This window comes from Telluria sp. ZB2R32, assembly GCF_059685715.1.
This window is the reverse complement of sequence record NZ_JCASIG010000004.1, coordinates 323,274-349,158: the sequence shown is the minus strand read 5'-3', so window position 1 is coordinate 349,158 and position 25,885 is coordinate 323,274. Positions and strand designations below refer to the sequence as shown.

The following is a 25,885-nucleotide window of genomic DNA, read 5'->3' as shown; positions in this document are numbered from 1 at the left end:
CGCTTATTTCTCCTTACCGAACAGGCCGGCCGGGCGCAGCAGCAGCACGATGACCATGACCACGAACACGACGACCTCGGACCCTTCCGGATAGAAGACGCGCGTCAACCCCTCGATCACCCCCAGCAGCAGGCCGGTGATGATCGACCCGAGGATCGAGCCCATGCCGCCGATCACGACCACGGCGAAGACGACGATGATCAGGTTCGAGCCCATCAGCGGCGTGACGTTGATCACCGGCGCCGCCAGCACCCCGGCCAGGCCGGCCAGCGCCACGCCGAAACCATAGGTCAATGTCACCATGCGCGGCACGTTGATGCCGAAGGCTTCGACCAGTTTCGGATTTTCGGTGCCGGCGCGCAGGTAGGCGCCGAGTCTCGTTTTTTCGATCACGAACCAGGTGCCGAGGCAGACCACCAGGGAGGCGACCACCACCCAGGCACGGTAATTCGGCAGCATCATGAAGCCGAGGTCGGTGGCGCCGATCAGCGCTTCGGGTACGTCCAGGGTCTGGCCGGACACGCCGAAGAAGGAGCGGAACACGCCCTCCAATAACAGTGTGATGCCGAAGGTCAGCAGCAGCCCATACAGATGGTCGAGTTTATATAGCCAGCGCAGCATCGTCTTTTCGACGGCGATGCCGAAGGCGCCGACCACCAAGGGCGCGAGCACCAGCATCATCCAGTAGTTCAGGCCGTACGAGGTGACGCCGATGTAGGCGATGAAGGCGCCCATCATGTACAGCGCACCGTGCGAGAAATTGATGACGTTCAACAGACCGAAAATGACGGCCAGGCCGAGCGAGAGCATCGCATAGAAGGAACCATTTACTAAGCCCAGCAGCAGCTGGCTCATCATGGCTTGGAGGGGGACGCCGAAAATTTCCATAGGTACCCAAAGCAAAAGTCAGGATAGCGGGATGGCGGCCAGCGGGGGCGGCCGGACCGGCCAAAGGGAGTGAAGCAACAACGAAAACATACAAAGGACGCGACTTGCGAATCGTCGTTGAACGCGTGGGCGGGGAACCCGCCCACCTTACGCAGGCTCGCGGAACACCTGCTTGAACCGGAGGGACGTAAGGTGGGCGGGTCACCCGCCCACGCGTTCAACGCACGCCTGCATTACCGCAGGCGCGAAACCATTCAAATTACTTCCACGCCGCGCACTTGGTCTCGGCCTTGGTCGTGTACGCCTGCGCGCCCGGGATGGTGGCAACCAGCTTGTAGTAATCCCATGGATACTTCGATTCGTTCGGCGCTTTCACTTGCATCAGGTACATGTCGTGCACCATGCGGCCATCCGGGCGGATCTCGCCATTCTTGGCGAACATGTCGTTGATTTTGGTCGCGCGCAGCTTGGCCATGACCTTGGTCGAATCGTCGGTACCGATCGCTTTGACGGCATTCAGGTAATTGGTCGTCGCCGAGTAATCGGCCGCCTGCAGCATCGACGGCTCTTTCTTCATCTTGGCGAAATATCGCTTCGACCAGGCGCGGGTGTCGGCATTCATGTCCCAGTACCAGCCGTCGGTGAGATACATGCCCTGGGTCGCGTTCAGGCCCAGCGTGTGAACGTCGTTAATAAACACCAGCAAGCCGGCGATCTTCATGTTCTTGGTCAGCCCGAATTCCTTGGCCGCCTTGATCGAGTTGATCGTGTCGCCGCCGGCATTGGCCAGGCCCAGCACCTGCGCCTTGGACGATTGCGCCTGCAGCAGGAAGGACGAAAAATCCGACGCCGACAACGGGTGCTTGACGCTGCCCAGCACTTGACCGCCGGTTTTCTTCAGCACCTCGGTGGTGTCCCGTTCCAGCGACTGGCCGAAGGCATAGTCGGCGGTCATGAAATACCAGCTCTTGCCACCTTGCTTCACCACCGCCGAACCGGTGCCGCGCGCCAGCGCCACGGTGTCGTAGGCATAGTGCACGGTGTACGGGGAACACTGTTCGTTGGTCAGCTGGGCAGTGCCGGCGCCGATCGCAATGAACACTTTCTTTTTCTCGGCCGCGACTTTGGCCATGGCCAGGCTGGCGCCGGAATTGGTGCCGCCGATCAGCATGTCGACGCCTTGCTGGTCGAACCATTCGCGCGCCTTGGAGGCGGCGATGTCCGGTTTGTTCTGGTGGTCGGCGACCATGAACTGAACCTTCTTGCCGTTGACGGCGCCGCCGAGGTCGGCGATCGCCATGCGCACGGCTTCGGCGCCGCCGTTGCCGTCGACATCGGAATAGACGCCGGACAGGTCCGTAATGAGGCCAATTTTAATCGTGTCGTCGCTGATCTGCGCCTGGGCAGGCGCCATGAAGCCGGTCAGTAGGGCGCTGGCGGCGAGGGCAAGGGCGGTGCGTTTCATTGTGGTGTCTCCGTTGTTGTGATGGATGGTATTTACTAAACTACACGCCGAGCAGTTCGGTCAGGACCGGCATCCTCGCCTCGAGATCGCGCGCCTCGATGGTTTCGACGATTTGCCCGTGTTCGACGACGTGGAAGCGGTCGGCCAGCGGCGCGGCAAACCGGAAATTCTGCTCGACCATGACGATGGTGTAGCCCTTGGCCTTGAGCATGGTGATCATGCGCGCCAGTCCCTGCACGATGACTGGCGCCAGTCCCTCGGAAATTTCATCGAGCAGCAGCAGGCGCGCACCGGTGCGCAGGATGCGCGCCACTGCCAGCATCTGCTGCTCTCCGCCCGACAGGCGCGTACCCTGGCTATGGCGGCGCTCCTTCAAATTCGGGAACATCTCGTAGATTTCGTCGATCGACATCGCCGTCCCGCCCTCTTTCAAAGCCGGCGGCAACAGCAGGTTTTCTTCGGTCGACAGCGACGAGAAAATCCCGCGCTCTTCCGGGCAATAGCCGACGCCAAGGTGGGCGATGCGGTGGGTCGGCAAGCCGATCGCCTCGACGCCATTGATGCGGATCGAGCCGGTGCGCCGGCCCGTCAAGCCCATGATGGCGCGCAGCGTGGTGGTACGGCCGGCGCCATTCCGGCCCAACAAGGTGACGACTTCACCGGGTGCGACCGCCAGGCTGATGCCGTGCAGGATGTGCGATTCGCCGTACCAGGCCTGCAAGTCGTTTATTTCCAGCGCCGCCGCCTTTCGTGGCCCGGCCTCCCGTGGCGCGGCCTCTCGTGGCCCGGCCGTTCGTGCCCCGCTCATGCGTGCCCCGCTTCGAGTTCGCCGTCGGCGGTGCCCATGTAGGCTTGCATCACTTGCGGATTTTTCGATACCTCGGCATAGCTTCCCTCGGCCAGCATGGCGCCGCGCTGAAGGACGGAAATGCGGTCGCAAATGCCGGAGACGACGTTCATATTGTGTTCGACCATCAAAATCGTGCGTCCTTGTGACACTTTTTTAATCAGGGCCGTGACGCGGTGCACGTCTTCGTGGCCCATGCCCTGGGTCGGCTCGTCGAGCAGCATCAGTTCCGGTTCCATCGCCAAGGTCGTCGCGATCTCGAGCGCGCGCTTGCGACCATACGGCAAGTCGGCGGTGACGGTGTCGGCGAAGCTGCCCAAATCGACTTCGTCGAGCAGCGCCATGGCGCGCGCGTCGAGCGTGGACAGGGAACCCTCGCTGCGCCAGAAATGAAAACTGGTACCCAATTCGCGCTGCAATCCTATCCGCACGTTCTGCAGCACGGTCAAATGGGGAAATACGGCGGATATCTGAAAAGAGCGGATGATGCCGCGGCGCGCGATTTGCGCCGGTTTGTCGCGGGTGATGTCGCGCCCGTTGAACAGGATCTGGCCCGAGGTCGGCACCAGGAATTTGGTGAGCAGATTAAAACAGGTGGTTTTGCCGGCGCCGTTCGGGCCGATTAAAGCATGGATGTGTCCGCGCTGGACGCGCAGGTTGACATCATTAACTGCGGTAAATCCCTTGAACTCTTTGGTCAAGTTCTTCGTTTCAAGAATGACGTCTGCCATTGTGTCTCCAGTGCGTGAATACGATCTGCCGCGGGACTACTTGGCAAATATGTCACAGATTGGGTCTTTACACAATACAACGCCATCCTGTGCAGCCGTGCACAATGGTGCTGCTGGCGCAGACCGATTGTGCAGGTTTACACAGAGCGCTTTTATTCAGCCTGCATCGGCAGCAATCAGCGCCGCCGCTTTTTCCGCGATCATCAGCGTCGGCGAGTTGGTGTTGCCGGAGGTAATAAACGGCATGATCGAGGCATCGACCACGCGCAGCCGCCCTACTCCGCGCACCCGCAATTGACTGTCGACCACGGCGAGCGGATCGTCGAATTTGCCCATTTTGCAGGTGCCGACCGGATGAAAAATCGTGGTGCCGATCTGGCCAGCCGCCGTCGCCAGTTCTTCCTCGGTGTTGTAGAGCGGGCCCGGCTTGAATTCCTGCGGCTGGTAGCGCGCCAGAGAGGGTGCGGCGACGATCCGGCGCGTCAAGGCCAGCGCCGCCGCCGCGGTACGGCGGTCTTCCACCGTGCTGAGATAATTCGGCGTGATTTTCGGTGCTGCGTAACTGTCGTGCGATCCCAGGCGCACGTGCCCGCGCGCAGTCGGGCGCAGGTTGCAGACGCTGGCGGTGAATGCGGGAAAACCGTGCAGCGGGTCGCCGAATTTTTCCAGGGACAGCGGTTGCACATGGTATTGCAGATCCGGCGTCGCTTGCTGCGGGTGTGACTTGGCAAATGCGCCCAGCTGCGACGGCGCCATCGACATCGGCCCGCTGCGCGTCAACGCATACTCGAGCCCGATCTTGAACTTGCCGAACCAGCTCGCCGCACTCATGTTCAGGGTTTTGACGCCCTGCACCTTATAAACCATGCGCAGTTGCAGGTGATCCTGCAAATTCTCGCCGACGCCAGGCAGGTCGACCAGCGGCGCGACGCCATGCCGATGCAGGTGATTCGCGGCGCCGATACCGGACAATTGCAGGATATGCGGCGAGCCGATCGCGCCGGCGGCCAATAAAGTTTCGCGCTGGGCGGTGGCGCTGAAGGCGCGGCCGCCGCCGGTAAATTGCACGCCGCGACAAACGGTGCCGGATTCGGTCGTTTCCAGCAGCAGGCGCTCGACGTGGCAGCCGGTCATGATGGTCAGATTGGGCCGCTGCGCCGCCGGCTTTAAAAATGCTTTCGCCGTGTTCAGGCGGATACCGCGGCGCTGGTTGACTTCGAAATACGAGGAACCGGCATTGTCACCGGTATTGAAATCGTCGACCTTGGCGATGCCGACTTCGGCGGCGGCGTCGCGGAAGGCATCCAGGATTTTCCAGGATAGTCTCTGCTTTTCGACGCGCCATTCGCCGCCGGCGCCATGTACCTCGCTGGCACCCAGGTAGTGGTCTTCGCTTTTCTTGAACAGCGGCAGCACCTGCTCCCAGCGCCAGGCATCGTCGCCGCAGGCCTCGGCCCAGCGCGCGTAATCCTGCTTCTGGCCGCGCATGTAGATCATGCCGTTGATCGACGAACTGCCGCCCAGCACTTTACCGCGCGGATAGATCAGGGCGCGCCCGCCGAGGCCGGGATCGGGTTCGGTATTGAACAGCCAGTCGGTACGCGGATTGCCGATGCAATGCAGGTAACCGACGGGAATGTGGATCCACAAATAATCGTCGCGCGCGCCGGCTTCGATCAGCAGCACCTTGACGTGCTTGTTTTGGGTCAGGCGATTGGCAAGAACACAGCCCGCGGTGCCGGCGCCAACGATGATGTAGTCGTATTCTCCAGCCGATTCCACGCGCACTCCTCAGGGTTACTGTTTGGATGCCAATTCGGATTCCAGCAACTTCACCAGGTCCGCCGCCGGCATCGGCCGCGCCCGTTTGAATTCGGCGCCGGCCCATAGCGACATCAGTTCGGTATCGCCGCTTTGCGCTGCCGCCGCGCGGATCGGACCGGTCAAGGCATTCTGCACCGGATACGGCGGCACGTTCGGCTCGGCCGTTTCCATCATGCGCATGAAACGGTTCTCGATACCGCGTGCGTAGCGTCCGGAAAAACTGCGCGTCAAGCGCGTCCGCCCTTCCCCGCTCAGCAGCCGCGCTTTATACGCCGGATGCAGCGCCGCTTCATCGGTGACGAGAAAAGCGGTGCCCATCTGCACCGCGCGCGCACCCAGCGCCAGCGCCCGCCGGATATCTGCACCATTCATGATGCCGCCAGCGGCAATCACGGGAATGTTCACCGCTGCCACCACCGCCGGCCATAGCTCTGCACCCGCGAGCGTCGCCTCTTCCTGGCGCCCGATAAACGTGCCGCGGTGTCCGCCCGCCTCGATCCCGGACGCCACCACCGCGTCGGCGCCGACCGCTTCCCAGGCCAGCGCTTCTGCGACCGTGGTGACGGTGCCGATCACGCGGATGCCGGCGCCGTGCAAGCGTTCGACTTGCACGCTTTCCAGGATGCCGAAGGTAAAACTGACTGCCGGCGGACGCAGCGTGATCAGCGTTTCAAACTGCGCCTCGAAATCCTCGCACCAGTTACGAGGCAGCGGCAGGCTGTCCCAGCCGAGGTTTTCCCAGACCGGGCGCAGCAATTCCATGCCCTTGGCCACCTCAAGCGCACTCGGCGCCGGCTTGCCCTGGACGAAAAAATTCAGCATGAACGGAGAATTCGTCATGCTGCGGATCTGCGCCGCCTGCTGTTGGATGGTTTGCGGGCTCAGCAGCGAACAAGGCAAGGCGCCGAGCGCACCGGCGTTCGACACGGAGGCGACCAGTTGCGGCGTGCAAGCGCCGCCCGCCATCGGGCCCTGGATGACCGGTATCTGGAACAAGCCGTCGATTCCCATGTCCGCCTCCGTTGTCGTTATCGATGCATTTCAATTCATTTCAATTCACTAAGGCAAGCTTACCAGATCGTAAACTTCGCGCCAGTACCCTCTCGCCAGCTCATCTGTGGATAAGCTTCTTGATATCCACAGGAACCGATTGTGCAAAAACGCCGATTTCCGCGCCTTCAAAAATCTTGTCCAGATTTGTCATCACGGCGATACAGACGCCATCACAGGCTTGTACAGCGCGTAAACCGATGATTTCTCGGCTGTTAACAGGCTTATCCACAGAAAATGCCGGTTGTTAACACTACTACTACCGTTGTATACCTATTTTGGTTGTAAACCTGAGGAGCGAACGCTGCGTGCGCGCGAAAATTTTTTTTTGCTCGCACCATCGATTGTTGGCCTCCTGCGTCAGATTCAGCTCCAGGCAGTCCGTTCCCCATGCCTTGCCGGCCAGTGCATCGCTTTTCTGCCCGGCAGTTGCTTCAGTTGAAAGTCAAAACGCTTCCCTGGCCAACTGGGTGTGGACAAGCCCATGCATATCCACAGGAGCGAATGTGCAGAAGCGCCGCCATTCGCTGCCACCCGAAATCTGTACACCTTCGGTGCAAGCCGGATACACGGCTTGTCCAGCACATCGGCAGGCCCGTAAACCCTTGAGCTTGTGGAGAAAATCCGGTTTATCCACAGTAAACGGCGCGTTTACTACTACTACTATTTTTTATGTATACCTTTTGATTAAACAGATAACGGACCGCGCGCTGTGAAAAACCCGGCTGCGCCCGTTCCTGGCCAGGAGACAAGCCGGATTTTGTCGACTGATGAATGGTCTGCAGGAAAACGCGATGCAGATGAGCTGGCTAAAGACGGGATGGTGAGATGCGCATGTCGCAAAAAAACGGTCGGCATGTGTCCGTGACCAGGCGTGACCTTGCAGACAATCGCACCTTGAATGGTTTGGCAGGAAATGGAATGCGGGCGCTCGAGGTCGCAATGACATGGCGTCGGTTCGACAGCTGCGAACGCATGGACTGGAGAGCCCGCTGAAACTGTCATCGAGACCACTGTTCTCCATGACCTTGTACGGTGCGCGGCTGTTCCAGGCTGATGTTGAGAGACCGTGATTTCTTAAAAGCTCGGCAAAGTCGGCAAAAAAACCGGCTAACAGCCACCTCGGCTGTGGACAAGCCACTGCATATCCACAGGACCCGATGTGCAAAACGGCGTTTACTGGAAGCAAGCCGTTTTTTCTCCAACATCGGTGCAAGGCCGATACAATCCTTGTCCAGCACGTTCGCGATGGCGTAAACCGCTGATCTTGTGGAGTAAACCGATCTTATCCACAGTAAACTGTACGTTTACTATCATTACCAGTTTGTATACTTACTTTATTACTGTAAACAGAGAAGAACGCGAACAACGTGGACAAATCCGTCTGCAAGACCAAAACCAGGGTGAAAACGCTGCTTTCATCCTTCAAAACCTTCATGAATCAGGTAAAACATGCGTCTTGGGATCATCAGCGCGCTGGTTGAAGAACAGCAGGGACTCGTGGAAGCCATGCAGAGCCCCTACAAGCTCGTCCATGGTCAACGCACCTACTGGGTCGGACAGCTGTGGGAAATCGCCGCTGTGTGCGTTCTGTCGCGTATAGGCAAGGTTGCCGCTGCAGTGACAGCGACGACGCTTGTGGAGAAGTTCGGAGTTACCCACATCCTGTTTACGGGTGTTGCCGGTGCTGGCGACAAATCGGTGCAGGTAGGCGACATCGTGGTGGCCGAATCACTGGTCCAGCACGACATGGATGCCAGTCCGCTATTCCCGCGTTTCGAGGTGCCGCTGACGGGCCTGACCCACTTCCCGGCCGCTCACCGCCTGAGTACGCGCCTGGCCGATGCCGCCCACGCTTTCCTGGACGACGACTTCGCAGCGGCAATCGCGCCGCAGGAACGGGCAGCGTTCGGCTTGAGCCGGCCACGCGTGCACCGTGGCTTGATCGCCAGCGGCGACCAGTTCATGGACGACCCGGCGCACATCAACCGCTTGAATGCGGATCTGCCCGGGCTGGTGGCGGTGGAAATGGAAGGAGCGGCGGTGGCGCAGGCGTGCTATGAGCTGGCTATTCCATGCGCCGTGATGCGCACGATTTCGGACAACGCCAATGAAAACGCGGCCACCGATTTCTTACGTTTCGTAAAATCGGTAGCCGCGCAGTATGCGTTGTATATCGTCCGCCGGTTTTGCCGACAGGACGAGGAAATAATAAAAGTTCAGGCCAGCAGGGAATCGGCCGGCACGTAGTCGTAACCCAGCGTCTGCGCCACCGCCTGGTAGGTCACCTGGCCCAGGCCCACATTCAGCCCCTGGCGCAGGTGCGCATCGTCCAGCAGCGCGCGTCTCCAGCCTTTGTTCGCCAGTGCCAGCGCATGTCCGATGGTCGCGTTGTTCAGCGCAAAGGTCGAGGTACGGGCGACGGCGCCCGGCATGTTCGCCACGCAGTAATGCACCACGCCGTCGACGATGAACGTCGGGTCGGCGTGGGTGGTTGCATGCGAGGTTTCGAAACAGCCGCCCTGGTCGATCGCCACGTCGACCACCACTGCCCCCTTTTTCATCTGAGAAATCATGCTGCGCGTGACCAGCTTGGGCGCCGCCGCACCCGGCACCAGCACGCCGCCAACCACCAGGTCGGCCGCCAATACCGCTTCTGAAATCGCGTGCGCGGTCGAATACACGGTGGCGATGCGGTTACCGTAGACCAGGTCGAGCTGGCGCAGGCGCTCGATGTTTTTATCGAGCACCGTCACGCGGGCACCGGTGCCGACCGCCATTTGAAGCGCATTGGTGCCGACCACGCCGGCGCCGATGATGACGATGTGGCCCGGCGCCACGCCCGGCACGCCGCCCAATAGCAGGCCCATGCCGCCCTTCGATTTTTCCAGGTGCGCGGCGCCGGCCTGGATCGCCATGCGCCCCGCCACTTCGCTCATCGGCGCCAGCAGCGGCAAGCCGCCGCCGGGGCCGGTGATCGTCTCGTAGGCAATGCAAACCGCCTTCGATTTCACCAGGGCGGCGGTTTGCTCCGGATCCGGCGCCAGGTGCAGGTAGGTATATAAAATCTGCCCTTCGCGCAGCAGTGCGCATTCGCCCGGCTGCGGTTCCTTGACCTTGACGACCATCTCGGCGCGCGCAAAGATTTCTTCGGCCGTGTCGACGATGCTGGCGCCGGCGTCGACGTATTGCGCGTCCGCCAGGCCGATCTCACTGCCGGCGTTCTTCTGGACAATCACTTGATGCCCCCGTGCGACCAGCTCGTGCACGGAAGGCGGGGTCAGGCCGACCCGGTACTCATGGTTTTTGATCTCTTTTGGAACGCCAACTAACATGTCTTCCTCCAATGGTTTTATACAACTACAGCATGATTACAGCCCCAGCGTCATCAGGCTTGCGTTGCCGCCAGCCGCGGTCGTGTTGACGCACACGGCCCGTTCCGCCACCAGCCGCCACAGGGCAACCGGAGAGCCCGCATCGGTATCGACGATGCCGACGATCGCGCCCTGTCTCGCCGCCAGCTGCGTGCGCAGGCTGCCCTGCAGGCCGGCCTCGACCAGCGCGATCGCGAATTCGCAATTCGCCACTTCGGCCGCGCCAATAAAGCGGATGCGGTCCTTGACTTCGGGCGGCAAGCCTTCCGGCACTGCCGCCTGCGAGGTGGCCAGCACAAAGGCGCGGTTGCCCGTCGCCAGCGCCGCCGCCAGCTGGTTTAGCATGCCCTTTACGGAACCGGCCGCGCACAGCACCACGCCGCGCGGGAAGAACGCCAGGCTGTTCTTCTCTCCGGTCGGACCCGGCAAGGCGATCGTCGTCCCGTTCAGCTGGGTACGGGCATACCCCTCGCCCAGGCTGACGATGTCGGTATGGCCATTGCTTCGCGCCCAGACCAGCAGTGCGGACAGCGCCGCATAGGCCGGGTTTGCCGAGTTTGCATGAATCAGCAGCGGCGCCGCCTGGCGCTGCAGGCGCTTGATGTAGAGCGGGCCGCCCGCTTTCGGGCCGGTGCCGGATTTGCCTTCGCCACCGAAGGGTTGCACGCCGACGACAGCGCCGACGATATTCCGGTTCACATAGATATTGCCGACGTGGGCGCGGGTGGTAATGAAATCGATGGTTTCGTCGATGCGCGAGTGGATACCCAGCGTCAAGCCATATCCGGTGGCATTGATCGCATCGACGACTCGCGGCAGATCGGCACGGCGATAGCGCACGATGTGCAGCACCGGACCGAATACTTCCTGTTTCAGTTCACCCAGCGAGCCAATTTCGAGCACGGTCGGCGGCACGAAAGTGCCTTGCGCCGTCACGTTCGCCGGCAACTCCAGCGCGAAATGCTGTTTCGCCGTGGCTTTCATCCGTTCAATGTGGCCCAGCAGGTTGCGCTGCGCCTCGGCATCGATGACCGGGCCGATGTCGGTCGCCAACCGGTCCGGGCTGCCGACGCGCAATTCACCCAGCGCACCCTTCAGCATCCGGATCGTCTTGTCCGCAATATCTTCTTGCAGGAACAAGACGCGCAACGCCGAGCAGCGCTGGCCGGCGCTGTCGAAGGCCGAACTGAGCACGTCCTGCACCACCTGTTCCGGCAGCGCCGACGAATCGACGATCAAGGCGTTCTGGCCACCGGTTTCCGCCACCAGCGGAATGTCGATGCCTTCGGCTTCGCCCCGTTTTGCCAGGGTACGGTTGATCAATTGCGCGACTTCGGTGGAACCCGTAAAAATCACGCCTTTGACGCGCGTGTCGCTGGTCAAGGCGGCGCCGACCACTTCGCCGCGCCCTGGCAGCAATTGCAGGGCCGCACGTGGGATGCCGGCCTCATAAAACAGTTCGACGGCGCGGTGCGCGATCAGTGGCGTCTGCTCGGCCGGTTTTGCCAGCACGACATTGCCGGCGGCCAGGGCCGCGGCGACCTGGCCGGTGAAAATGGCGAGCGGGAAGTTCCAGGGCGAGATGCACGTGACCGGTCCGAGCGCATTGGCATGCGTCGCATCTTTGACCTGGGCGCCGTAGTAACGCAAAAAGTCGACTGCTTCGCGGATTTCGGCGATCGCGTTCGGCAGCGATTTACCCGCTTCGCGCACGGCCAGGGCCATCAACTCGGCGCAATTGGCCTCGAACAGGTCGGCGACGCGGTCGAGGATCGCTGCGCGTTCGCGGTTGGCGCTGGTATTCCATGCGCCGGCAAAGGCGGCGGCGGCAGCCAGCGCGGTGTCGACGTCGGCTTTCGCCGCTTCCTGCACCTGGCCGACGACATCGGCGTGCTGTGCCGGATTGATGACCGATAAAGTATCGGCGCCCTGTACGTCACCGGCGATCAGCGGCGTCGCATGGTAGCTGCGCTGGCGCCCCAGCTCGGTGCCGAGTTCGCGCAGTGCATCCTCATTGGTCAAATCGATGCCGGCCGAATTCTTGCGCTCGGTACCGAACAGCGCGCGCGGCAGGGCAATCCCCGTGTGCGGCGCACCGGCGCTGGCGCGCGCGATCTCGAACGGATCGTTGATCAGGGTATCGATTGCCACCTTTTCGTCGACGATCTGGTTCACGAACGAGGAATTCGCGCCATTCTCCAGCAGGCGGCGCACGAGATAAGCCAGCAGGGTTTCGTGCGAACCGACCGGCGCATAGATGCGGCAAGCCTTGTTCAGATTCTCCTTGCCGACGACCTGGTCGTACAGCGTTTCTCCCATGCCGTGCAGGCACTGGAATTCATAATTGTCGATGCCGCGTTCCTGGGCCCAGGTATAGATCACCGATAAAGTGTGCGCATTGTGGGTGGCGAACTGGGCGTAGATGACGTCGGTCGCGGCCAGCAGTTTTTCGGCGCAGGTGAGATAGGACACGTCCGTATAGACTTTACGGGTGTACACCGGATAGCCCGGCATGCCGTCGACTTGCGCGCGCTTGATCTCGGCATCCCAATATGCCCCTTTGACCAGGCGCACCATGAACTTGCGATTGCTGCGCTTGGCCAGGTCGACCACGTAATCGATCACGAACGGGCAGCGCTTTTGATAACCCTGCACCACCAGGCCGATGCCTTCGAAACCGGCGAGAGTCGCATCGAACGCCAGCGCTTCGAGCATGTCGAGCGAGATTTCCAGGCGGTCCGCTTCTTCGGCATCGATGTTGATGCCGATGTTGTACTGTTTAGCGAGCAGCACCAGGCTGCGCACGCGCGGCAGCAGTTCGCTCATCACGCGGCTCGATTGCGCGCGGCTGTAGCGCGGGTGCAGCGCCGACAGTTTGATCGAAATCCCCGGACCATCCTTGATGCCGCGCCCATTCGAGGCCTTGCCGATTGCGTGGATCGCCTTTTCGTACGAGGCGTAATAGCTTTGGGCGTCCAGTTCCGTCAGCGCCGCTTCGCCCAGCATGTCGTAGGAATATTGATAGCCGCGCGCTTCGTTGGCCTGGCTGTTTTTCAGCGCTTCGTCGATGGTCTGGCCGGTGACGAACTGGTTGCCGAGCATGCGCATGGCCAGGTCGACGCCCTTGCGGATCAGCGGCTCGCCGCCCTTGGCGATCAGGCGCGTCATGGCCGAACCGAGGCCGCGTTCGCTGCTGCTGCCGACCAGCTTACCGGTGATCAATAAACCCCAGGTGGCGGCGTTCACGAACAGCGATGGCGATTCGCCCAGGTGGCTGCGCCAGTCGCCGCGGCTGATTTTATCGGCGATCAGGCGGTCGGCGGTGGCGCTGTCGGGAATGCGCAGCAGCGCTTCGGCCAGGCACATCAGGGCGACGCCCTCTTCCGACGACAGCGAAAATTCATGCATCAGCGCATCGACGCCCGACGCACGGGTACGCTTGGCGCGCACGCTCGAGACCAGGCGGTGCGCCAGCGGTTTTGCCTCCAGGCTCGGACGCGCGCCTTGCGCCAGCAGCCATTGCACGGCCTCGCGCTCGTCGCGGCGGTAGGCGGCGGTGATGGCGGCGCGCAGCGGCGTCTGCTCCGGCTTGATCTCGGATTGGAAGGCGTCGAACGGGACGAAGGTGGTGGCCGGAGTGGCGGCGATCTGCATGGCGGGTCTTTTATGAAGAAAAATAGAGGGTGCGCACAGCAAAACGCGCCGGTCTGTAGCCACAGCCGGCGCGGGTTTTGTCAGGTGCTGCAATCGTTTGATTGTAGAAGGAAATCTTCTGGATTAATTCTGTTTTTAACGGGTACTAGCAATAGATAGTTTTTGGTGCGAGAATTCGACCAAATAATATTTACGCGCAGGAGCGACGGCATGCTGGACAAGATTTCCAAGAAAATTCTCGCCGAATTGCAGAACGACGGCCGCATCAGCAACGTCGAACTGGCGACCCGGGTGAACCTGTCGCCGGCGGCTTGCCTCGAGCGCGTGCGCAAGCTGCACGAGTCCGGCTACATCATGGGTTATACGGCCCAACTGAACCCGCAATTGTTGGACGTTTCGCTGCTGGTATTCATCGAAGTCGTGCTGGACCGCACCACGCCGGAAGTGTTCGACGCCTTTAAACAGAGCGTGCAGCTGATTCCGGAAGTACTGGAATGCCACATGGTGGCGGGCGGCTTCGATTACCTGGTGAAAGCGCGCGTCAAGGATATGGCGGCGTACCGCGAGTTCCTCGGTAAAACCTTGTTGCAGAAGGGTGTGCGCGAAACGCATACCTATGCGGTGATGGAAGAAGTCAAAAATACGACGAAGTTGCCGATCCGGTAGCGTGGGCCGGGCCGCGCAGGACCCCTGTGCCCACCCTACACATCCCTTTACGCCGCCGCGCGTTCGCCTTTCGGCGCAGTCGCCTGTGCCGCCGTCGTTTCCAGGTTATTTCTCAGCCAGCGGTGCGCCGGGCTGCGGCCGTCGCGTTCGTGCCAGAGCATGTCGAGGTGCACCGCCGGCAGGGCGAACGGCAGTTCGCGCCAGACCAGCGATTCGGTCATGCCAGTCGACACCATCAAATGTTTCGGCAATACGGTAATCAAATCCGAATTCGCCACCACCCGTCCCGCCGTAAAAAACTGGTTCACGGTCAATAAAATACGCCGTTCGCGCCCGATTTGCGCCAGCGCCTCGTCGACCAGGCCGTGCGCGCGCCCGGAAAAACTGACCAATAAATGGTTGGCCTTGCAATAGGTGTCGAGGTCGAGCTTGTTGTTGGCAAGCGGGTGGTTCTTGCGCATCACGCACACGTACTGCCCGGAATACAGGCGCTCGTGGCGGATCGGCGAACCCGTTTCGTACGACAACTGCGCCGCCACGCCGGGAAAAAAGCCGACCGCGAGGTCGATGTCGCCGCGCAGCAGCATCGGGCGCGGTTCGCGCGTGGTCAGCGGCACCATGCGGATATTCACGCCGGGCGCTTCGCTTTCGATCGAACGCATCAAGGAGGGCAGCCAGTAGGCGGCAGTGGCGTCGGCCATCGCCATGCGGAAGGTGGCTTGCGCTTTCGAGACATCGAAGGTTTCCGGCATCACGGCCGCTTCCAGCGATTGCAGCGCCGCGCGCACCGATGGCCACAGCGCTTCGGCGCGCGGGGTCGGTTTCACGCCGTAGGCGGTGCGGATCAGGAGTTCGTCGCCCAGACTTTCGCGCAGGCGTTTAATGGCATTCGATACGGCCGGCTGGGTCATGGCCAGGTGGCCGGCAGCGCGCGTCAGATTTTGTTCGGTCATGACTGCGTCGAACACGCGCAGCAAATTCAGGTCCAGCGTCAGGAAGCTCATGGCAATGTCTCGGTAGCGGTGCAGGTATTGGTCTGCATCAAAGTGTACCGCATTTCATTCACGATCAATATAAGCCACATCAGGAATCGAAATTAGATTTATATGTTGCAATGCACTATAGTTTTCCAAAACAACATCTCATAGTAAATAACCATGTCGTTCGCGTCCGCCGTCACCCAATTTTCGTTCCCGCTGCTGTCGTTGACTGAACTGTTGCAGGGTGCGCTGGTGCTGGCGCTGCTGGCCAGCGTGGCGATGTTCTTCCGCCCCCTGCTGTCCGGCCTGGTGCGCGCGCTGGTATTGACCGTGCGTCCGCGCCCTGCCCGCCCGGCCCGCGGCGCTGGCGCCTGACAAGCGCGCAACTGTATTTCGCATATAAAAAACGCGGCGTCCGGTCACCCGGCGCCGCGTCTTTTTATGCGTGCTTGTTGTTAACGGGCGTCGCCCAGCAATGCCGGTTTCAGCGAACGGTCGACCGGCTTGTCGCCGAGCCAGATGCGCAGCACGGCATTATAAAAAGCCAGGTCCGACACCGGTGCGCCGATGCGCTTGCCGTTCAGTTCGCAGACGGTGCCGGTGCCGGGGATCCAGTCCATGTGCAGCGTATCGCCTTTGCTGATGGCGTCGACATTCGCGAACATCTCGCCGAACTTGCCGATCTGGCTGACCAGCTTTGCCTTTTCCGCCTTGTCCAGGTTGTCGTTGATGCCATCCATAAAGGCTTTGCCGAGGTCTTCGGCGGCGATGTCGCGCGCCATCACCAGCGTGACGCGGCGCGTACCTTCGCTATTGAAAATGTCGGCGACCGTCGTCTTCTTTTCCGGCAGGTAGAGCCCGGCGGCATACACTTTGATGACGAGTTTGGTGCGCATGCCGGCGCCGTTCAATGTCAATTCCTTGCCGCCGACCCGATTCGTGTCTTCGAATTTGATGCCGTTGACGTCGATGGCGGCCTGGGCACTGGCGGCGAACGCCATGGCCAGCGCGGCGCCGGTGAATACGTGTTTTTTAAAAGTCATGCTGTCTCCTGGGGATTGTTATTTGTTGTCGCGCCGGGCGCATCCACTAAAAAAGTATGGTCGTGCTAAAACCGCAATATAGCATCGAAATATTGTCGAGAATCAATTAGGGAGGAATATTTCGATGCTGCAAGAGCACAATACAGAGGGGACTATTTCGTCTTCTGGTCGATCGCTTCCAGCACGCTGGTGGTGTCCGCCGGTGTAGAGAGCGCATCGGCTTCGCGGTCGGGCTTGTCGGCGAGATTGGGCGAGTCGCGCCGGATCTCTTCCAGCATGGCGATGATCTTGCTGGTCTTTTCGTCGGCCAGCAGGCTGATTTGCAAATCCAGATGGGCATTGCGGTCGGCCAGCTTCGACATCCGGTTCTGGCGAATCAGCACGGTGGTGGAAATGATGAAAGCGTTCAGGGACACGAAACCCTGCAGCCAGAAAAAGGGTGGCTCGTCCGGCTGGGGCAGGTCGAAGGTCGAGGCGCTGGCGTTCCAGGCAATCCAGCACGCGATGAACAGGGCATTCACCGCAAAATAGGTGGCACTGCCCAGGAACAAGCTAATCTTTTCGACAATTTTCTGGGCAGGCGTCGCGCGCTGCTCATTACGTTCGCAATAGTCGGCGATGGTGCCGATGTTCTCGTCGATGGTCGAGGGCAGCGCGTTGCCGGGAGAAGGGTCCGAAGTGGCCATGGCCGAGCATAGCATGGCGCTGGCGGCGCATGGCGCACCGGCGTTCCGCGCAAGCAACGCCGCTCAGGCGGCGCTCTTGCCGGCGGTCAGGCGTTCGTACTTGGCCTGCAATTCTTCGCGCGTTTCGCGCCAGGCCGGGTTGAATGGAATGCAGGCGACCGGGCACAAGGCCTGGCATTGCGGCTCGTCGAAGTGGCCGACGCATTCCGTGCATTTATGCGGATCGATCTCGTAGATCTCCGCGCCCATCGAAATGGCGTCGTTCGGGCACTCGGGCTCGCACACGTCGCAATTGATGCATTCGTCGGTAATCAGTAAGGCCATGATGATGCTGCTTTAACGGAGTAAACGCCTGGATCAGGCGCTCGGCAGGTTCATGGATGCAATTTTGCGTTGCAGCCAACGGTCTACCGAAGGGAAGACAAATTTCGAGACGTCGCCGCCGAGCATCGCGATTTCGCGCACGATAGTGCCGGAAATAAACTGGTACTGGTCGGACGGGGTCAGGAACAGCGTCTCGACGTCGGGCAGCAGGTAGCGGTTCATGCCCGCCATCTGGAACTCGTATTCGAAGTCGGACACGGCGCGCAAGCCGCGTACGATGACGCGCGCATCGTGCTTGCGCACGAAATCTTTCAACAGGCCGGAAAAACTCTCGACCTTCACGTTCGGGTAATGGCCCAGCACCTCGTTGGCAATCTCCAGGCGTTCCTCGAGCGAAAAGAACGGCTTTTTGTTCTTGCTGTCGGCGACACCGACGACGAGCGTGTCGAACAAACCCGATGCACGGCGGACCAGATCTTCATGGCCGCGGGTGAGCGGATCGAAGGTACCCGGATAAACGGCTACTACCATTGCAGCTCCCTGGAAGAGAAACATTGATGGGAACGCGCGGTACGCCCCTTGGAACGCGCATTATGCCTGAAAATCTGGCAATTGCCCCAGCAAGGGGCCAGTTTTGCCCGTAAATTGGGCAAACCTGGCTGTTCAGGCTTCGTTTTCGTGCACCTGGCCGTTCAACTTCAGCAAGTGATGGAACACCATGCCCGCCTTGTCGGCGCGCACGACTTCCCAGGGGGCCAGCCAGTCGAGGTTGACGCCCGTGGCGGCTTCCTGCGGCAGTGCAAATTCCGCTTCCACATACACCATGCCGTCTTGCTTCAGCAGCGCGACGCACAGCGGTAAAGCCTTGGCAATGAAATCCTGCTGGTAAGGGGGATCGAGAAAAATCACGTCGTAGCGCTGGCCGCGCGCGGCCAGGTCGCGTGCGACCGCAAATGCGTCGGCGCGCAGGACGGTGACGTTTTCCGCTTTCAGCATCTCTTTGTTGGCTTCGAGCTGGCGCGCCGCCGGCGCGTGAAAGTCGAGCATGGTGACGCTGCGCGCGCCGCGGCTGGCCGCCTCGAAGCCGAGTGCGCCGCTGCCGGCAAACAGGTCGAGGCAATCGATTTGCCCCCAGTCGCCACCGACCTGGTGGTGCAGCCAGTTGAACACGGTTTCGCGCACGCGGTCGGGCGTGGGACGCAGGCCGAGGGCGTCGAGCACCGGCAGCAGGCGCCGTTTCCATTCTCCGCCGATGATGCGTACCTGTTGCGGCGCCAGGCGCGGACGGCCATGCTGGCCCTGGGTTTTATTCGTCGGTCGTTTTTGCATGGCGCGCACTATAGCTTATTTCGCCTCCTTGGCCAGCACCCTGAAATCGTCGATCCAGCCCTGCATGCGCTGCTGGGCATGGGCTTTCTGGGCCGGCGTTGCGATCCGGATCGCGCTTAAAATGTAATTGCTGGTGGTATTGATATAGGCGTCATAAAACGCCTTGCGCTCAGGCGAATCCATGCGCGTAAAGAACTCGTGCAGCAGCGCCGTGATCATCACGCTCGCCTGTTCCTTGCTCGGCTTTTCCTGCTGAATCTTGCGCGCCAGGGCCAGGATTTTACGCTGGCGCAGGATGCGCTCTTCCAGCCAGACATTGCTGTCCAGCGGGCGCGCGTCGGAAGCGCGGCGCAGCGCCTTTTCCTGTTCGTTGCTAAAACTGCCGAACCACAATTTGAATTGTTCCATCGATTTGTCGAAACGCGCCTCTTGCCGTTTTTCGGCGCTGCCGCTGACGAACTTGCGGCGGTATTCGTCGTTTTTCTTTTTAAAGCGTTCTTCCATTTGTTCGATCTGGTCCGGCGTCAGGGAGCGCGCGAGGTCGACCATGTGGGGAACGGCCTTCATGGCCAGGGTTTCGGTATGGGTGCGAATGATGCGGTAATCGGCCAATAAATCGGCCTGGGTCGGATTGCCGCCCAGCTGGCGCTGGAAGGTGCCGAGCAACTGGGCATAATCGTCGAGCTGGGTTTTGCGGTGCCATTGAAACAGGTCGCGGATGTCGCGTTTGACCCAATCGGACTGCTCCCCCTCAAAATCGACATAGGCGTCGAGCCACCAGTACAGTAAGGTGTCGCCATGGTTGTAACTAAAACGGATCGTGCTGCAAGCGCCCAGGCAAGCGAGCAAAACGATCAGAAACAACCCACGTGCGCGCTGGAATAGAGGGGCATGCATGCTAAAATTTTTCATCTTATTAACTCTTATTGAATACGGCTTATGAACGTTGTGATCCTCGCCGCCGGCATGGGAAAGCGCATGCAATCCGCGCTGCCTAAAGTGTTGCACCCGCTGGCTGGAAAGCCGCTGTTGCAGCATGTAATCGATACCGCCCGCCAACTGCGGCCGAGTAAATTATGCGTGATTTACGGGCACGGGGGCGCAGCGGTGCCCGAGATGGTGGCAGGTTTAACTACCACCGGCGAGGCGCCGATCGACACCGCGCTGCAGCAGCCGCAATTGGGTACCGGCCACGCCGTGATGCAGGCCATGCCCCAGCTCGACGACAACGTGCCGACGCTGGTGCTGTACGGCGACGTGCCGCTGACGAGCGCCGATTCGCTGCGCCGCCTGGTCGATGCCGCCGGCGCCGACAAACTCGGCATTCTCACCGTCGAGCAGGCCAATCCGTTCGGTCTCGGCCGCATCGTGCGCGAGAATGGCTGCATCGTGCGCATCGTCGAAGAAAAGGATGCCAGCGACACCGAGCGCGCCATCCGCGAAATCAACAGCGGCATCCTGGTGGTGCCGACCCGGCACCTGAAACGCTGGTTGACTGGGCTGTCGAACAACAATGCGCAGGGCGAATATTATCTCACCGATATCGTCGCGCAAGCGGTAGCCGATGGCGTCGAGGTGGTGTCGGCCTCCCCCGCCGGCGAGTGGGAAGTCGCGGGCGTCAACAGCAAGGTGCAACTGGCCGAACTCGAGCGCCGCCACCAGCTGAACATTGCCAATGCGCTGCTGGAACAGGGCGTCACCCTGATGGACCCGGCGCGCATCGACGTGCGCGGCGAACTCGTGTGCGGGCGCGATGTCGTCATCGACGTCGGCTGCGTGTTCGAGGGACGGGTGGAACTCGCCGACGGCGTCAAGGTCGGACCGCACTGCGTGCTGGTGGACGCCCGGATTGGCGCCGGCGCCACCATCAAACCGTTCTGCCATATCGAGGATGCCGTGGTCGGCGCCGCTTCCCAGATCGGTCCGTATGCGCGCCTGCGCCCGGGCACCGAATTGGGAGAGGATGTCCACATCGGTAACTTCGTCGAAGTCAAGAACAGCCAGGTCGCCGCCCACAGCAAGGCGAATCATCTGGCCTATGTCGGCGACGCCACCGTCGGTTCGCGCGTCAACATCGGCGCCGGCACCATCACCTGCAACTACGATGGCGCCAACAAATTCCGCACCGTGATCGAAGACGACGCGTTTATCGGCAGCGACAGCCAACTGGTCGCCCCGGTCACGGTCGGCAAGGGCGCGACCCTGGGCGCTGGCACCACCCTGACCAAGGATGCGCCGGCCGGCAAGCTGACGATTTCTCGTTCGAAGCAAATCACCATCGATGGCTGGAGCCGTCCAGTGAAAAAGCCGAAGTAATCCACCGTTTGTACAAGGCTTATTGACTGGAAAATCACAGGGGTATCCACTGGCTTATGCACGGGATACCCCCTGAACTTCCACACTGTTCTACACAGAATTATCCACAGGCCTCATTGGGGACAGTCAGACCGCGATACGGGTGTCGAACTTGCTCCTGAACGTGGAAAAATAGGTTTTTACGTTGCGCACATTTGCGTGCGTGGCAAACAGGCGGTGCGCCAGTGCGTGATAGGCCGGCATGTCGGCCACCTGGATGATCAACACGAAATCCGGTCCCGGCGCGACGCGGTAGCACTGCATGACCGCATCCTCATGCGCCGCCAATTGTTCGAATTGCGCCATCCGCTCGGCCGCCTGGATGTCGAGCGTGATCTCGACGATGGCACTCAAGCGCGCCCCGACCTTGTCCGGATCGACGATCGCAACTTGCCGAGAGATAACACCGTTCTGCGTCAACTGCTTGACGCGGCGCAAACATGTCGGCGGCGATACGTGGACTTGCGCAGCCAGTTCGGTATTCGTCTGCGATGCGTCAGCCTGCAAGGCATTCAGGATGCGACGATCTAGTTCGTCCAGCGTCGTAAGATCGGTTGTCATAAAATTTTCACTCAATATTTTTTAATAAATGAAATAATATTTCATCTTTCATGTTCGGTGAAATTTTATAACGAAAATGGCTCGATTCTGAAAGCATATTTCATGAGCGTTGCCCTACGATACGGCCCATTGCTCAATTTTTATAAACGAGGTCTTCCATGTGCGGTATCGTCGGCGCAGTCGCTCAACGTAACATCACCCCTATCCTGATCGAGGGCCTGAAACGCCTCGAATACCGCGGTTACGATTCCTGCGGCGTCGCCCTGCACGTCGAAGGCCGCCTGGCGCGTTCGCGCAGCACGTCGCGCGTAGCCGACCTGGAAACGCAAATCGCCGGCAGCGGCCTGCAAGGTTTTACGGGGATCGCCCACACCCGCTGGGCCACCCACGGTGCCCCGGCTTCGCACAATGCGCACCCGCACTTTTCGCCAGCCGAAGACAACGCGCGCATCGCGCTGGTCCACAACGGCATCATCGAAAACCACGACGAACTGCGCCGTGAACTGAGCGAGCTTGGCTACGTCTTTACCAGCCAGACCGACACCGAAGTCATCGCCCACCTGGTTGAGCACATGTACAACGGCGATCTGTTCGACACCGTGCAGCAAGCCGTGAAACGCCTGCACGGCGCGTATGCGATCGCCGTTTTCGCGCGCGAAGAACCGCACCGCGTCGTTGCTGCGCGCCAGGGCTCGCCGCTGATCCTCGGCGTCGGCGAAGGCGAGAATTTCGTCGCTTCCGACGCGATGGCGCTGGCCGGCACCACGAACCAGATCATCTACCTGGAAGAGGGAGACGTCGTCGACCTGCAACTGGCGCGCTACTGGATCGTCGACGTCGACGGCAAGCCGGTCGAGCGCGAAGTCAAGACCGTGCACGCCCACACCGGCGCGGCCGAACTCGGCCCCTACCGCCACTACATGCAGAAGGAAATCTTCGAGCAGCCGCGCGTCATCGGCGACACCCTCGAGGGCGTAACCGGCATCATGCCGGAACTGTTCGGCGACAACGCCTATAAAGTCTTCAAGGAAATCGACCGCGTGCTGATCCTGGCTTGCGGCACCAGTTATTATGCGGGCCTGACCGCCAAATACTGGATCGAGTGCGTCGCCAAGCTGCCGGTCAATGTCGAGATCGCCAGCGAATACCGCTATCGCGACAGCGTGCCGCACCCGAACACCCTGGTCGTCACCATCTCGCAATCGGGAGAGACGGCCGACACCCTGGCCGCGCTGAAACACGCACGCAGCCTGGGCATGCCGCACACCCTGACGATCTGCAACGTCTCGACCAGCGCCATGGTGCGCGAATGCGAACTGGCCTACATCACCCGCGCCGGCGTCGAAGTCGGCGTCGCCTCCACCAAGGCGTTCACCACTCAGCTGGCCGCCCTGTTCCTGCTGACTTTGACCCTGGCGCAAGTCAACGGCCGCCTGAGCGACGAAGAAGAAGCCGAGCACCTGAAGCAGATGCGCCACCTGCCGGTCGCGATCGCCTCGGTGCTGGCGCTGGAACCGCAGATCATCGCCTGGGCCGAGGAATTCGCCCGCAAGGAAAACGCCCTGTTCCTGGGTCGCGGCATGCACTACCCGATCGCGCTGGAAGGTGCATTGAAACTGAAAGAAATTTCGTACATCCACGCCGAAGCCTACCCGGCCGGTGAACTGAAGCACGGCCCGCTGGCGCTGGTGACCGAAGAGATGCCGGTGGTGACCATCGCCCCCAACGATGCGCTGCTGGAAAAACTGAAATCGAACATGCAGGAAGTGCGCGCCCGTGGCGGCCAATTATATGTGTTCGCCGACGTCGATTCGCGCATCACCTCGGGAGAGGGCTTGCACGTGATCCGTTTGCCGGAACACTACGGAGAACTGTCGCCAATCCTGCACGTGTGCGCGCTGCAATTGCTGGCGTATCACACGGCGCTGGCGCGCGGGACCGATGTCGACAAGCCGCGGAATCTGGCCAAATCGGTGACGGTGGAATAAAGCGGTTTATTCCCTCAAGGGAAACCACGCGGCGGGCCCGGCTTCCATCCATGGATTTTTCCAGGATGGCAGGCCGAACCCGCCGCGTTGTCACATCAGGGCTAGCGTCTCAGCTCAGAACAGTCGCGAGACCGTCACACTCAATCCCTGCCGCACATGTTCCGGCTGCGCCACGCTGCCGGCAAATTGCCCATCGCGCGTCACCGACGCCTCCTCGCTGCGCCCGACTTTGATCCAGTCGAAGGCCGCGCGCAATTCCAGCGCCGGCGCGAACGCCGGACGGTACTGGGCGCCGATGCGGATGCCGCGCGCGGGTTTCGTCTTGAGCGCGACCGGATCGAGGACGCCGGAAAAGCCGACGCGCATCCGTTCCGGAGTGGAGAACAGAACGGCGACATCGGCCGCCGCCAGCGCACCCGGCAGTTGCCAGGCTTTACGCAAACCGACGATCAAGCGCTCCGAGCGGTAGCGCTCCTGCAAGCCGACCTTGTTGCCCGTGCCGCGGATGTCGCGCTTCCAACGGTCGGCTTCGACGGCGGCTGTGGCTGCATAGCCGTTCTGGATGACATAGGCGGCGCCGACGCGCAGCGACGTCAGGCCGGTCGCCGTACGCGAGGCGGCGGCGACGCCCGCTTGCGTCTGGCCACGGTAATCGATGTCGCCCCGGTACCAGTCGAGTGCGCCAGACCAGGTGAGCTTGCCGCTCGTGTAATCGGCCTGCAGGGCGAGGCCCGGCAGCCAGCCCGATTCGCGCACCAGGCGGCGCCCCGCGTTGTCGGTTTCGGTATGGCTGACGGCGCGCATCCCGGCGCCGGCTTGCGCTTGCCATTGCGCGCTGGCAGGTTGGACCAGCGACATGGAAAGAGCCGCGCCGAGGGCGGCACTGTATAACGGGTTCATTCAATATCCACCTGCAAAGGTGCCGCTGTCGCAGCGGCACCGCATACACACATTCAAATCGCGTGTCAGAACGCCGCCATGAATTCCATCCAGCTCAGCGTATTCGTTTGCGTGATCGCGCCATCGCCCTTGGCGCTGAAGTCGAGACGCACGCCGCTGGCCGAGGCAACGCTGAGCGTCACCGACGAGGCGTTGCCGTTGACGATCAGCGAGCCGCTGGCCGGCATGGCGCCGCCCGTGCTGACGAAGGGTTGCAGGTTCTTTACCGTGTACGAGAACTGGCCGAGGTCGCTGGCGCTGCCCGACATCGCGAAACTGGCGGCGCTGCTGATGGTCGTGCTGCGGGTGCTGCCGTTCATCGAATAATCGGCCAGGGTAATCGTGCCCAGGGTCACGCCATTGCGCAGCACGGTCATGCCCAGGGTTTTACCGGACAGGGCCAGCGTACTGGTGCTGGAATTGGTTTGCGTCAGTGCGATCTTCATGTCGCCATTCACGCTGACCGTTTCGCCCGCGCTGGTGACGCCGAAATTGGTGAACGTGGTGTCCATGGTCGCTGACCAGTTCCACGAATTGAACACGTCGCCCGTGACGTTCGACAATGTGGTCGACAGCTTGCCGTTCATGGTCTCGCCATCTTCGACGCAATTGTTGGCCGTCAGCGTGATGGTGTCGCCGTTGCTTGCCATCTGCTCGTTGCGCAGATTGGCTTCGAGGGTGACGCTGCCGCCGCCGCTGCAGGCTTCGGTCATGGTCACGCCGGTCAGCAATTGCGCTTTCGCGCGCGGATAGGCGCTGCGGACCAGGCCGAGGGCCGGCGTCACCACGCTGATGTTGGCGCCGCCGACGCTGACGCCGGTCAGGATGGCGCTCAGGGCCGACGACGATTCGCTGACCGCGGTGGTACCCGCATAGGCAGCGGCGGCAACGTCGGTGGCATTCGCCGCGGTGATTACGGACAAGGTCGATACCGGTGCGGGCGCGCCGGGATTGTTGGTGTTGCCGGGACTGCCGCCACCGCCGCCGCAGGCGGACAGGGACAATGCGCAGCACAGGGCGAGCGGGAGAAGACGCTGGTTCATGTTTTCTTTCAGGATATTTTATTGATAGACCCAGAGCTACCGAGTAAGGGCGCATGGTAACTGTTGCCCTGGCCCAAAAGACTATCGAATTGTCACAGTGATCCAAGCGTCCATAAAAAATGCCGCTGTCTCCAGCGG

24 protein-coding genes are annotated in these 25,885 nt (G+C 61.1%); 5 read left to right on the top strand and 19 right to left on the bottom strand.

Features of this window, described 5'->3' with window-relative positions:
• Nucleotides 1–3: 3 nt before the first annotated feature.
• The 7 genes from AC56LG_RS14005 to AC56LG_RS13975 form a co-directional block, all read right to left on the bottom strand.
• Nucleotides 4–888 (bottom strand): branched-chain amino acid ABC transporter permease, encoded by an 885-nt coding sequence (locus AC56LG_RS14005; protein WP_497166687.1) that lies wholly within the window; start codon nucleotides 886–888, stop codon nucleotides 4–6.
• Nucleotides 889–1,147: 259 nt separating this feature from the next.
• Complete coding sequence (locus AC56LG_RS14000; RefSeq protein ID WP_497166686.1) at nucleotides 1,148–2,353, bottom strand: ABC transporter substrate-binding protein; 1,206 nt, start codon at nucleotides 2,351–2,353, stop codon at nucleotides 1,148–1,150.
• Nucleotides 2,354–2,393: 40 nt separating this feature from the next.
• Nucleotides 2,394–3,074, bottom strand: coding sequence for an ABC transporter ATP-binding protein (locus AC56LG_RS13995; protein ID WP_497166685.1), 681 nt, complete (start codon nucleotides 3,072–3,074; stop codon nucleotides 2,394–2,396).
• Nucleotides 3,075–3,157: 83 nt separating this feature from the next.
• Nucleotides 3,158–3,931, bottom strand: coding sequence for an ABC transporter ATP-binding protein (locus tag AC56LG_RS13990; protein WP_497166684.1), 774 nt, complete (start codon nucleotides 3,929–3,931; stop codon nucleotides 3,158–3,160).
• Nucleotides 3,932–4,087: 156 nt separating this feature from the next.
• Entirely contained in the window at nucleotides 4,088–5,713 is a 1,626-nt protein-coding gene (locus AC56LG_RS13985) for a GMC family oxidoreductase (RefSeq protein WP_497166683.1), read from the bottom strand.
• A 15-nt stretch (nucleotides 5,714–5,728) separates the two neighbouring features.
• On the bottom strand, nucleotides 5,729–6,766 hold the full coding sequence (locus tag AC56LG_RS13980) for an NAD(P)H-dependent flavin oxidoreductase (RefSeq protein ID WP_497166682.1): 1,038 nt from the start codon (nucleotides 6,764–6,766) through the stop codon (nucleotides 5,729–5,731).
• A gap of 100 nt (nucleotides 6,767–6,866) precedes the next feature.
• On the bottom strand, nucleotides 6,867–7,037 hold the full coding sequence (locus AC56LG_RS13975; RefSeq protein WP_497166681.1) for a hypothetical protein: 171 nt from the start codon (nucleotides 7,035–7,037) through the stop codon (nucleotides 6,867–6,869).
• A 1,220-nt stretch (nucleotides 7,038–8,257) separates the two neighbouring features.
• Here AC56LG_RS13975 and AC56LG_RS13970 point away from each other — a divergent pair.
• Nucleotides 8,258–9,055, top strand: coding sequence for a 5'-methylthioadenosine/adenosylhomocysteine nucleosidase (locus tag AC56LG_RS13970; RefSeq protein WP_497166680.1), 798 nt, complete (start codon nucleotides 8,258–8,260; stop codon nucleotides 9,053–9,055).
• Here the strand turns inward: AC56LG_RS13970 and ald are convergent.
• Together ald and putA are read right to left on the bottom strand one after the other, a co-directional pair.
• On the bottom strand, nucleotides 9,025–10,140 hold the full coding sequence (gene ald / locus AC56LG_RS13965) for an alanine dehydrogenase (protein ID WP_497166679.1): 1,116 nt from the start codon (nucleotides 10,138–10,140) through the stop codon (nucleotides 9,025–9,027). The genes AC56LG_RS13970 and ald overlap by 31 nt on opposite strands.
• Nucleotides 10,141–10,176: 36 nt before the next feature.
• A complete protein-coding gene (gene putA, locus AC56LG_RS13960; RefSeq protein WP_497166678.1) occupies nucleotides 10,177–13,833 on the bottom strand; it encodes a trifunctional transcriptional regulator/proline dehydrogenase/L-glutamate gamma-semialdehyde dehydrogenase in 3,657 nt (1,218 codons plus the stop codon).
• 210 nt (nucleotides 13,834–14,043) lie between these two features.
• Here putA and AC56LG_RS13955 point away from each other — a divergent pair, with 210 nt between their 5' ends.
• A complete protein-coding gene (locus AC56LG_RS13955; RefSeq protein ID WP_056340766.1) occupies nucleotides 14,044–14,499 on the top strand; it encodes an Lrp/AsnC ligand binding domain-containing protein in 456 nt (151 codons plus the stop codon).
• A gap of 47 nt (nucleotides 14,500–14,546) precedes the next feature.
• Here AC56LG_RS13955 and AC56LG_RS13950 read toward each other — a convergent pair whose 3' ends face one another.
• The gene (locus tag AC56LG_RS13950) at nucleotides 14,547–15,503 is read right to left on the bottom strand and encodes a LysR family transcriptional regulator (protein WP_497166677.1); all 957 of its coding nucleotides are present in this window, start codon (nucleotides 15,501–15,503) and stop codon (nucleotides 14,547–14,549) included.
• A gap of 153 nt (nucleotides 15,504–15,656) precedes the next feature.
• Between AC56LG_RS13950 and AC56LG_RS13945 the strand changes: the two genes are divergently transcribed.
• Nucleotides 15,657–15,854 (top strand): hypothetical protein, encoded by a 198-nt coding sequence (locus tag AC56LG_RS13945; protein ID WP_497166676.1) that lies wholly within the window; start codon nucleotides 15,657–15,659, stop codon nucleotides 15,852–15,854.
• Nucleotides 15,855–15,934: 80 nt separating this feature from the next.
• On the opposite strand, the gene AC56LG_RS13940 is transcribed toward AC56LG_RS13945, so the two are convergent.
• The 6 genes from AC56LG_RS13940 to AC56LG_RS13915 all read right to left on the bottom strand — a co-directional run bounded on the left by AC56LG_RS13940 (nucleotide 15,935) and on the right by AC56LG_RS13915 (nucleotide 19,758).
• Entirely contained in the window at nucleotides 15,935–16,522 is a 588-nt protein-coding gene (locus AC56LG_RS13940) for a chalcone isomerase family protein (protein ID WP_497166675.1), read from the bottom strand.
• A 152-nt stretch (nucleotides 16,523–16,674) separates the two neighbouring features.
• The gene (locus AC56LG_RS13935; RefSeq protein WP_497166674.1) at nucleotides 16,675–17,208 is read right to left on the bottom strand and encodes a DUF1003 domain-containing protein; all 534 of its coding nucleotides are present in this window, start codon (nucleotides 17,206–17,208) and stop codon (nucleotides 16,675–16,677) included.
• A 63-nt stretch (nucleotides 17,209–17,271) separates the two neighbouring features.
• A complete protein-coding gene (locus AC56LG_RS13930) occupies nucleotides 17,272–17,532 on the bottom strand; it encodes a YfhL family 4Fe-4S dicluster ferredoxin (RefSeq protein ID WP_497166673.1) in 261 nt (86 codons plus the stop codon).
• Nucleotides 17,533–17,565: 33 nt separating this feature from the next.
• Entirely contained in the window at nucleotides 17,566–18,063 is a 498-nt protein-coding gene (coaD, locus tag AC56LG_RS13925) for a pantetheine-phosphate adenylyltransferase (RefSeq protein WP_497166672.1), read from the bottom strand.
• 132 nt (nucleotides 18,064–18,195) lie between these two features.
• Complete coding sequence (rsmD, locus tag AC56LG_RS13920; protein ID WP_497166671.1) at nucleotides 18,196–18,861, bottom strand: 16S rRNA (guanine(966)-N(2))-methyltransferase RsmD; 666 nt, start codon at nucleotides 18,859–18,861, stop codon at nucleotides 18,196–18,198.
• Between the two features lie 15 nt (nucleotides 18,862–18,876).
• Nucleotides 18,877–19,758: a DUF6279 family lipoprotein gene (locus tag AC56LG_RS13915; RefSeq protein WP_497166670.1), complete on the bottom strand. Its 882-nt coding sequence runs from the start codon at nucleotides 19,756–19,758 to the stop codon at nucleotides 18,877–18,879.
• Between the two features lie 42 nt (nucleotides 19,759–19,800).
• Here AC56LG_RS13915 and glmU point away from each other — a divergent pair, with 42 nt between their 5' ends.
• On the top strand, nucleotides 19,801–21,177 hold the full coding sequence (gene glmU / locus AC56LG_RS13910; RefSeq protein ID WP_497166669.1) for a bifunctional UDP-N-acetylglucosamine diphosphorylase/glucosamine-1-phosphate N-acetyltransferase GlmU: 1,377 nt from the start codon (nucleotides 19,801–19,803) through the stop codon (nucleotides 21,175–21,177).
• A gap of 126 nt (nucleotides 21,178–21,303) precedes the next feature.
• Here the strand turns inward: glmU and AC56LG_RS13905 are convergent, their stop codons facing one another.
• Nucleotides 21,304–21,777: an Lrp/AsnC family transcriptional regulator gene (locus AC56LG_RS13905; protein ID WP_497166668.1), complete on the bottom strand. Its 474-nt coding sequence runs from the start codon at nucleotides 21,775–21,777 to the stop codon at nucleotides 21,304–21,306.
• A 158-nt stretch (nucleotides 21,778–21,935) separates the two neighbouring features.
• On the opposite strand from AC56LG_RS13905, the gene glmS reads away from it, so the two are divergent.
• Nucleotides 21,936–23,765, top strand: coding sequence for a glutamine--fructose-6-phosphate transaminase (isomerizing) (gene glmS / locus AC56LG_RS13900; RefSeq protein WP_497166667.1), 1,830 nt, complete (start codon nucleotides 21,936–21,938; stop codon nucleotides 23,763–23,765).
• Nucleotides 23,766–23,879: 114 nt separating this feature from the next.
• Here glmS and AC56LG_RS13895 read toward each other — a convergent pair whose 3' ends face one another.
• The gene (locus tag AC56LG_RS13895; protein ID WP_497166666.1) at nucleotides 23,880–24,665 is read right to left on the bottom strand and encodes a hypothetical protein; all 786 of its coding nucleotides are present in this window, start codon (nucleotides 24,663–24,665) and stop codon (nucleotides 23,880–23,882) included.
• Nucleotides 24,666–24,730: 65 nt separating this feature from the next.
• The gene (locus tag AC56LG_RS13890; RefSeq protein ID WP_497166665.1) at nucleotides 24,731–25,747 is read right to left on the bottom strand and encodes a hypothetical protein; all 1,017 of its coding nucleotides are present in this window, start codon (nucleotides 25,745–25,747) and stop codon (nucleotides 24,731–24,733) included.
• Nucleotides 25,748–25,885 lie beyond the last annotated feature (138 nt).

Coding starts and splice junctions, on each gene's coding strand:
- AC56LG_RS13915 (WP_497166670.1), bottom strand. CDS start 19,758: ATGCATGCCCCTCTATTCCAGCGCGCACGTGGGTTGTTTCTGATCGTT.
- AC56LG_RS13905 (WP_497166668.1), bottom strand. CDS start 21,777: ATGACAACCGATCTTACGACGCTGGACGAACTAGATCGTCGCATCCTG.
- glmS (WP_497166667.1), top strand. CDS start 21,936: ATGTGCGGTATCGTCGGCGCAGTCGCTCAACGTAACATCACCCCTATC.
- AC56LG_RS13990 (WP_497166684.1), bottom strand. CDS start 3,931: ATGGCAGACGTCATTCTTGAAACGAAGAACTTGACCAAAGAGTTCAAG.
- ald (WP_497166679.1), bottom strand. CDS start 10,140: ATGTTAGTTGGCGTTCCAAAAGAGATCAAAAACCATGAGTACCGGGTC.
- AC56LG_RS13955 (WP_056340766.1), top strand. CDS start 14,044: ATGCTGGACAAGATTTCCAAGAAAATTCTCGCCGAATTGCAGAACGAC.
- AC56LG_RS14000 (WP_497166686.1), bottom strand. CDS start 2,353: ATGAAACGCACCGCCCTTGCCCTCGCCGCCAGCGCCCTACTGACCGGC.
- glmU (WP_497166669.1), top strand. CDS start 19,801: ATGAACGTTGTGATCCTCGCCGCCGGCATGGGAAAGCGCATGCAATCC.
- rsmD (WP_497166671.1), bottom strand. CDS start 18,861: ATGCAAAAACGACCGACGAATAAAACCCAGGGCCAGCATGGCCGTCCG.
- AC56LG_RS13970 (WP_497166680.1), top strand. CDS start 8,258: ATGCGTCTTGGGATCATCAGCGCGCTGGTTGAAGAACAGCAGGGACTC.
- AC56LG_RS13940 (WP_497166675.1), bottom strand. CDS start 16,522: ATGACTTTTAAAAAACACGTATTCACCGGCGCCGCGCTGGCCATGGCG.
- coaD (WP_497166672.1), bottom strand. CDS start 18,063: ATGGTAGTAGCCGTTTATCCGGGTACCTTCGATCCGCTCACCCGCGGC.
- putA (WP_497166678.1), bottom strand. CDS start 13,833: ATGCAGATCGCCGCCACTCCGGCCACCACCTTCGTCCCGTTCGACGCC.
- AC56LG_RS13935 (WP_497166674.1), bottom strand. CDS start 17,208: ATGGCCACTTCGGACCCTTCTCCCGGCAACGCGCTGCCCTCGACCATC.
- AC56LG_RS13945 (WP_497166676.1), top strand. CDS start 15,657: ATGTCGTTCGCGTCCGCCGTCACCCAATTTTCGTTCCCGCTGCTGTCG.
- AC56LG_RS13930 (WP_497166673.1), bottom strand. CDS start 17,532: ATGGCCTTACTGATTACCGACGAATGCATCAATTGCGACGTGTGCGAG.
- AC56LG_RS13950 (WP_497166677.1), bottom strand. CDS start 15,503: ATGAGCTTCCTGACGCTGGACCTGAATTTGCTGCGCGTGTTCGACGCA.
- AC56LG_RS13890 (WP_497166665.1), bottom strand. CDS start 25,747: ATGAACCAGCGTCTTCTCCCGCTCGCCCTGTGCTGCGCATTGTCCCTG.
- AC56LG_RS14005 (WP_497166687.1), bottom strand. CDS start 888: ATGGAAATTTTCGGCGTCCCCCTCCAAGCCATGATGAGCCAGCTGCTG.
- AC56LG_RS13895 (WP_497166666.1), bottom strand. CDS start 24,665: ATGAACCCGTTATACAGTGCCGCCCTCGGCGCGGCTCTTTCCATGTCG.
- AC56LG_RS13980 (WP_497166682.1), bottom strand. CDS start 6,766: ATGGGAATCGACGGCTTGTTCCAGATACCGGTCATCCAGGGCCCGATG.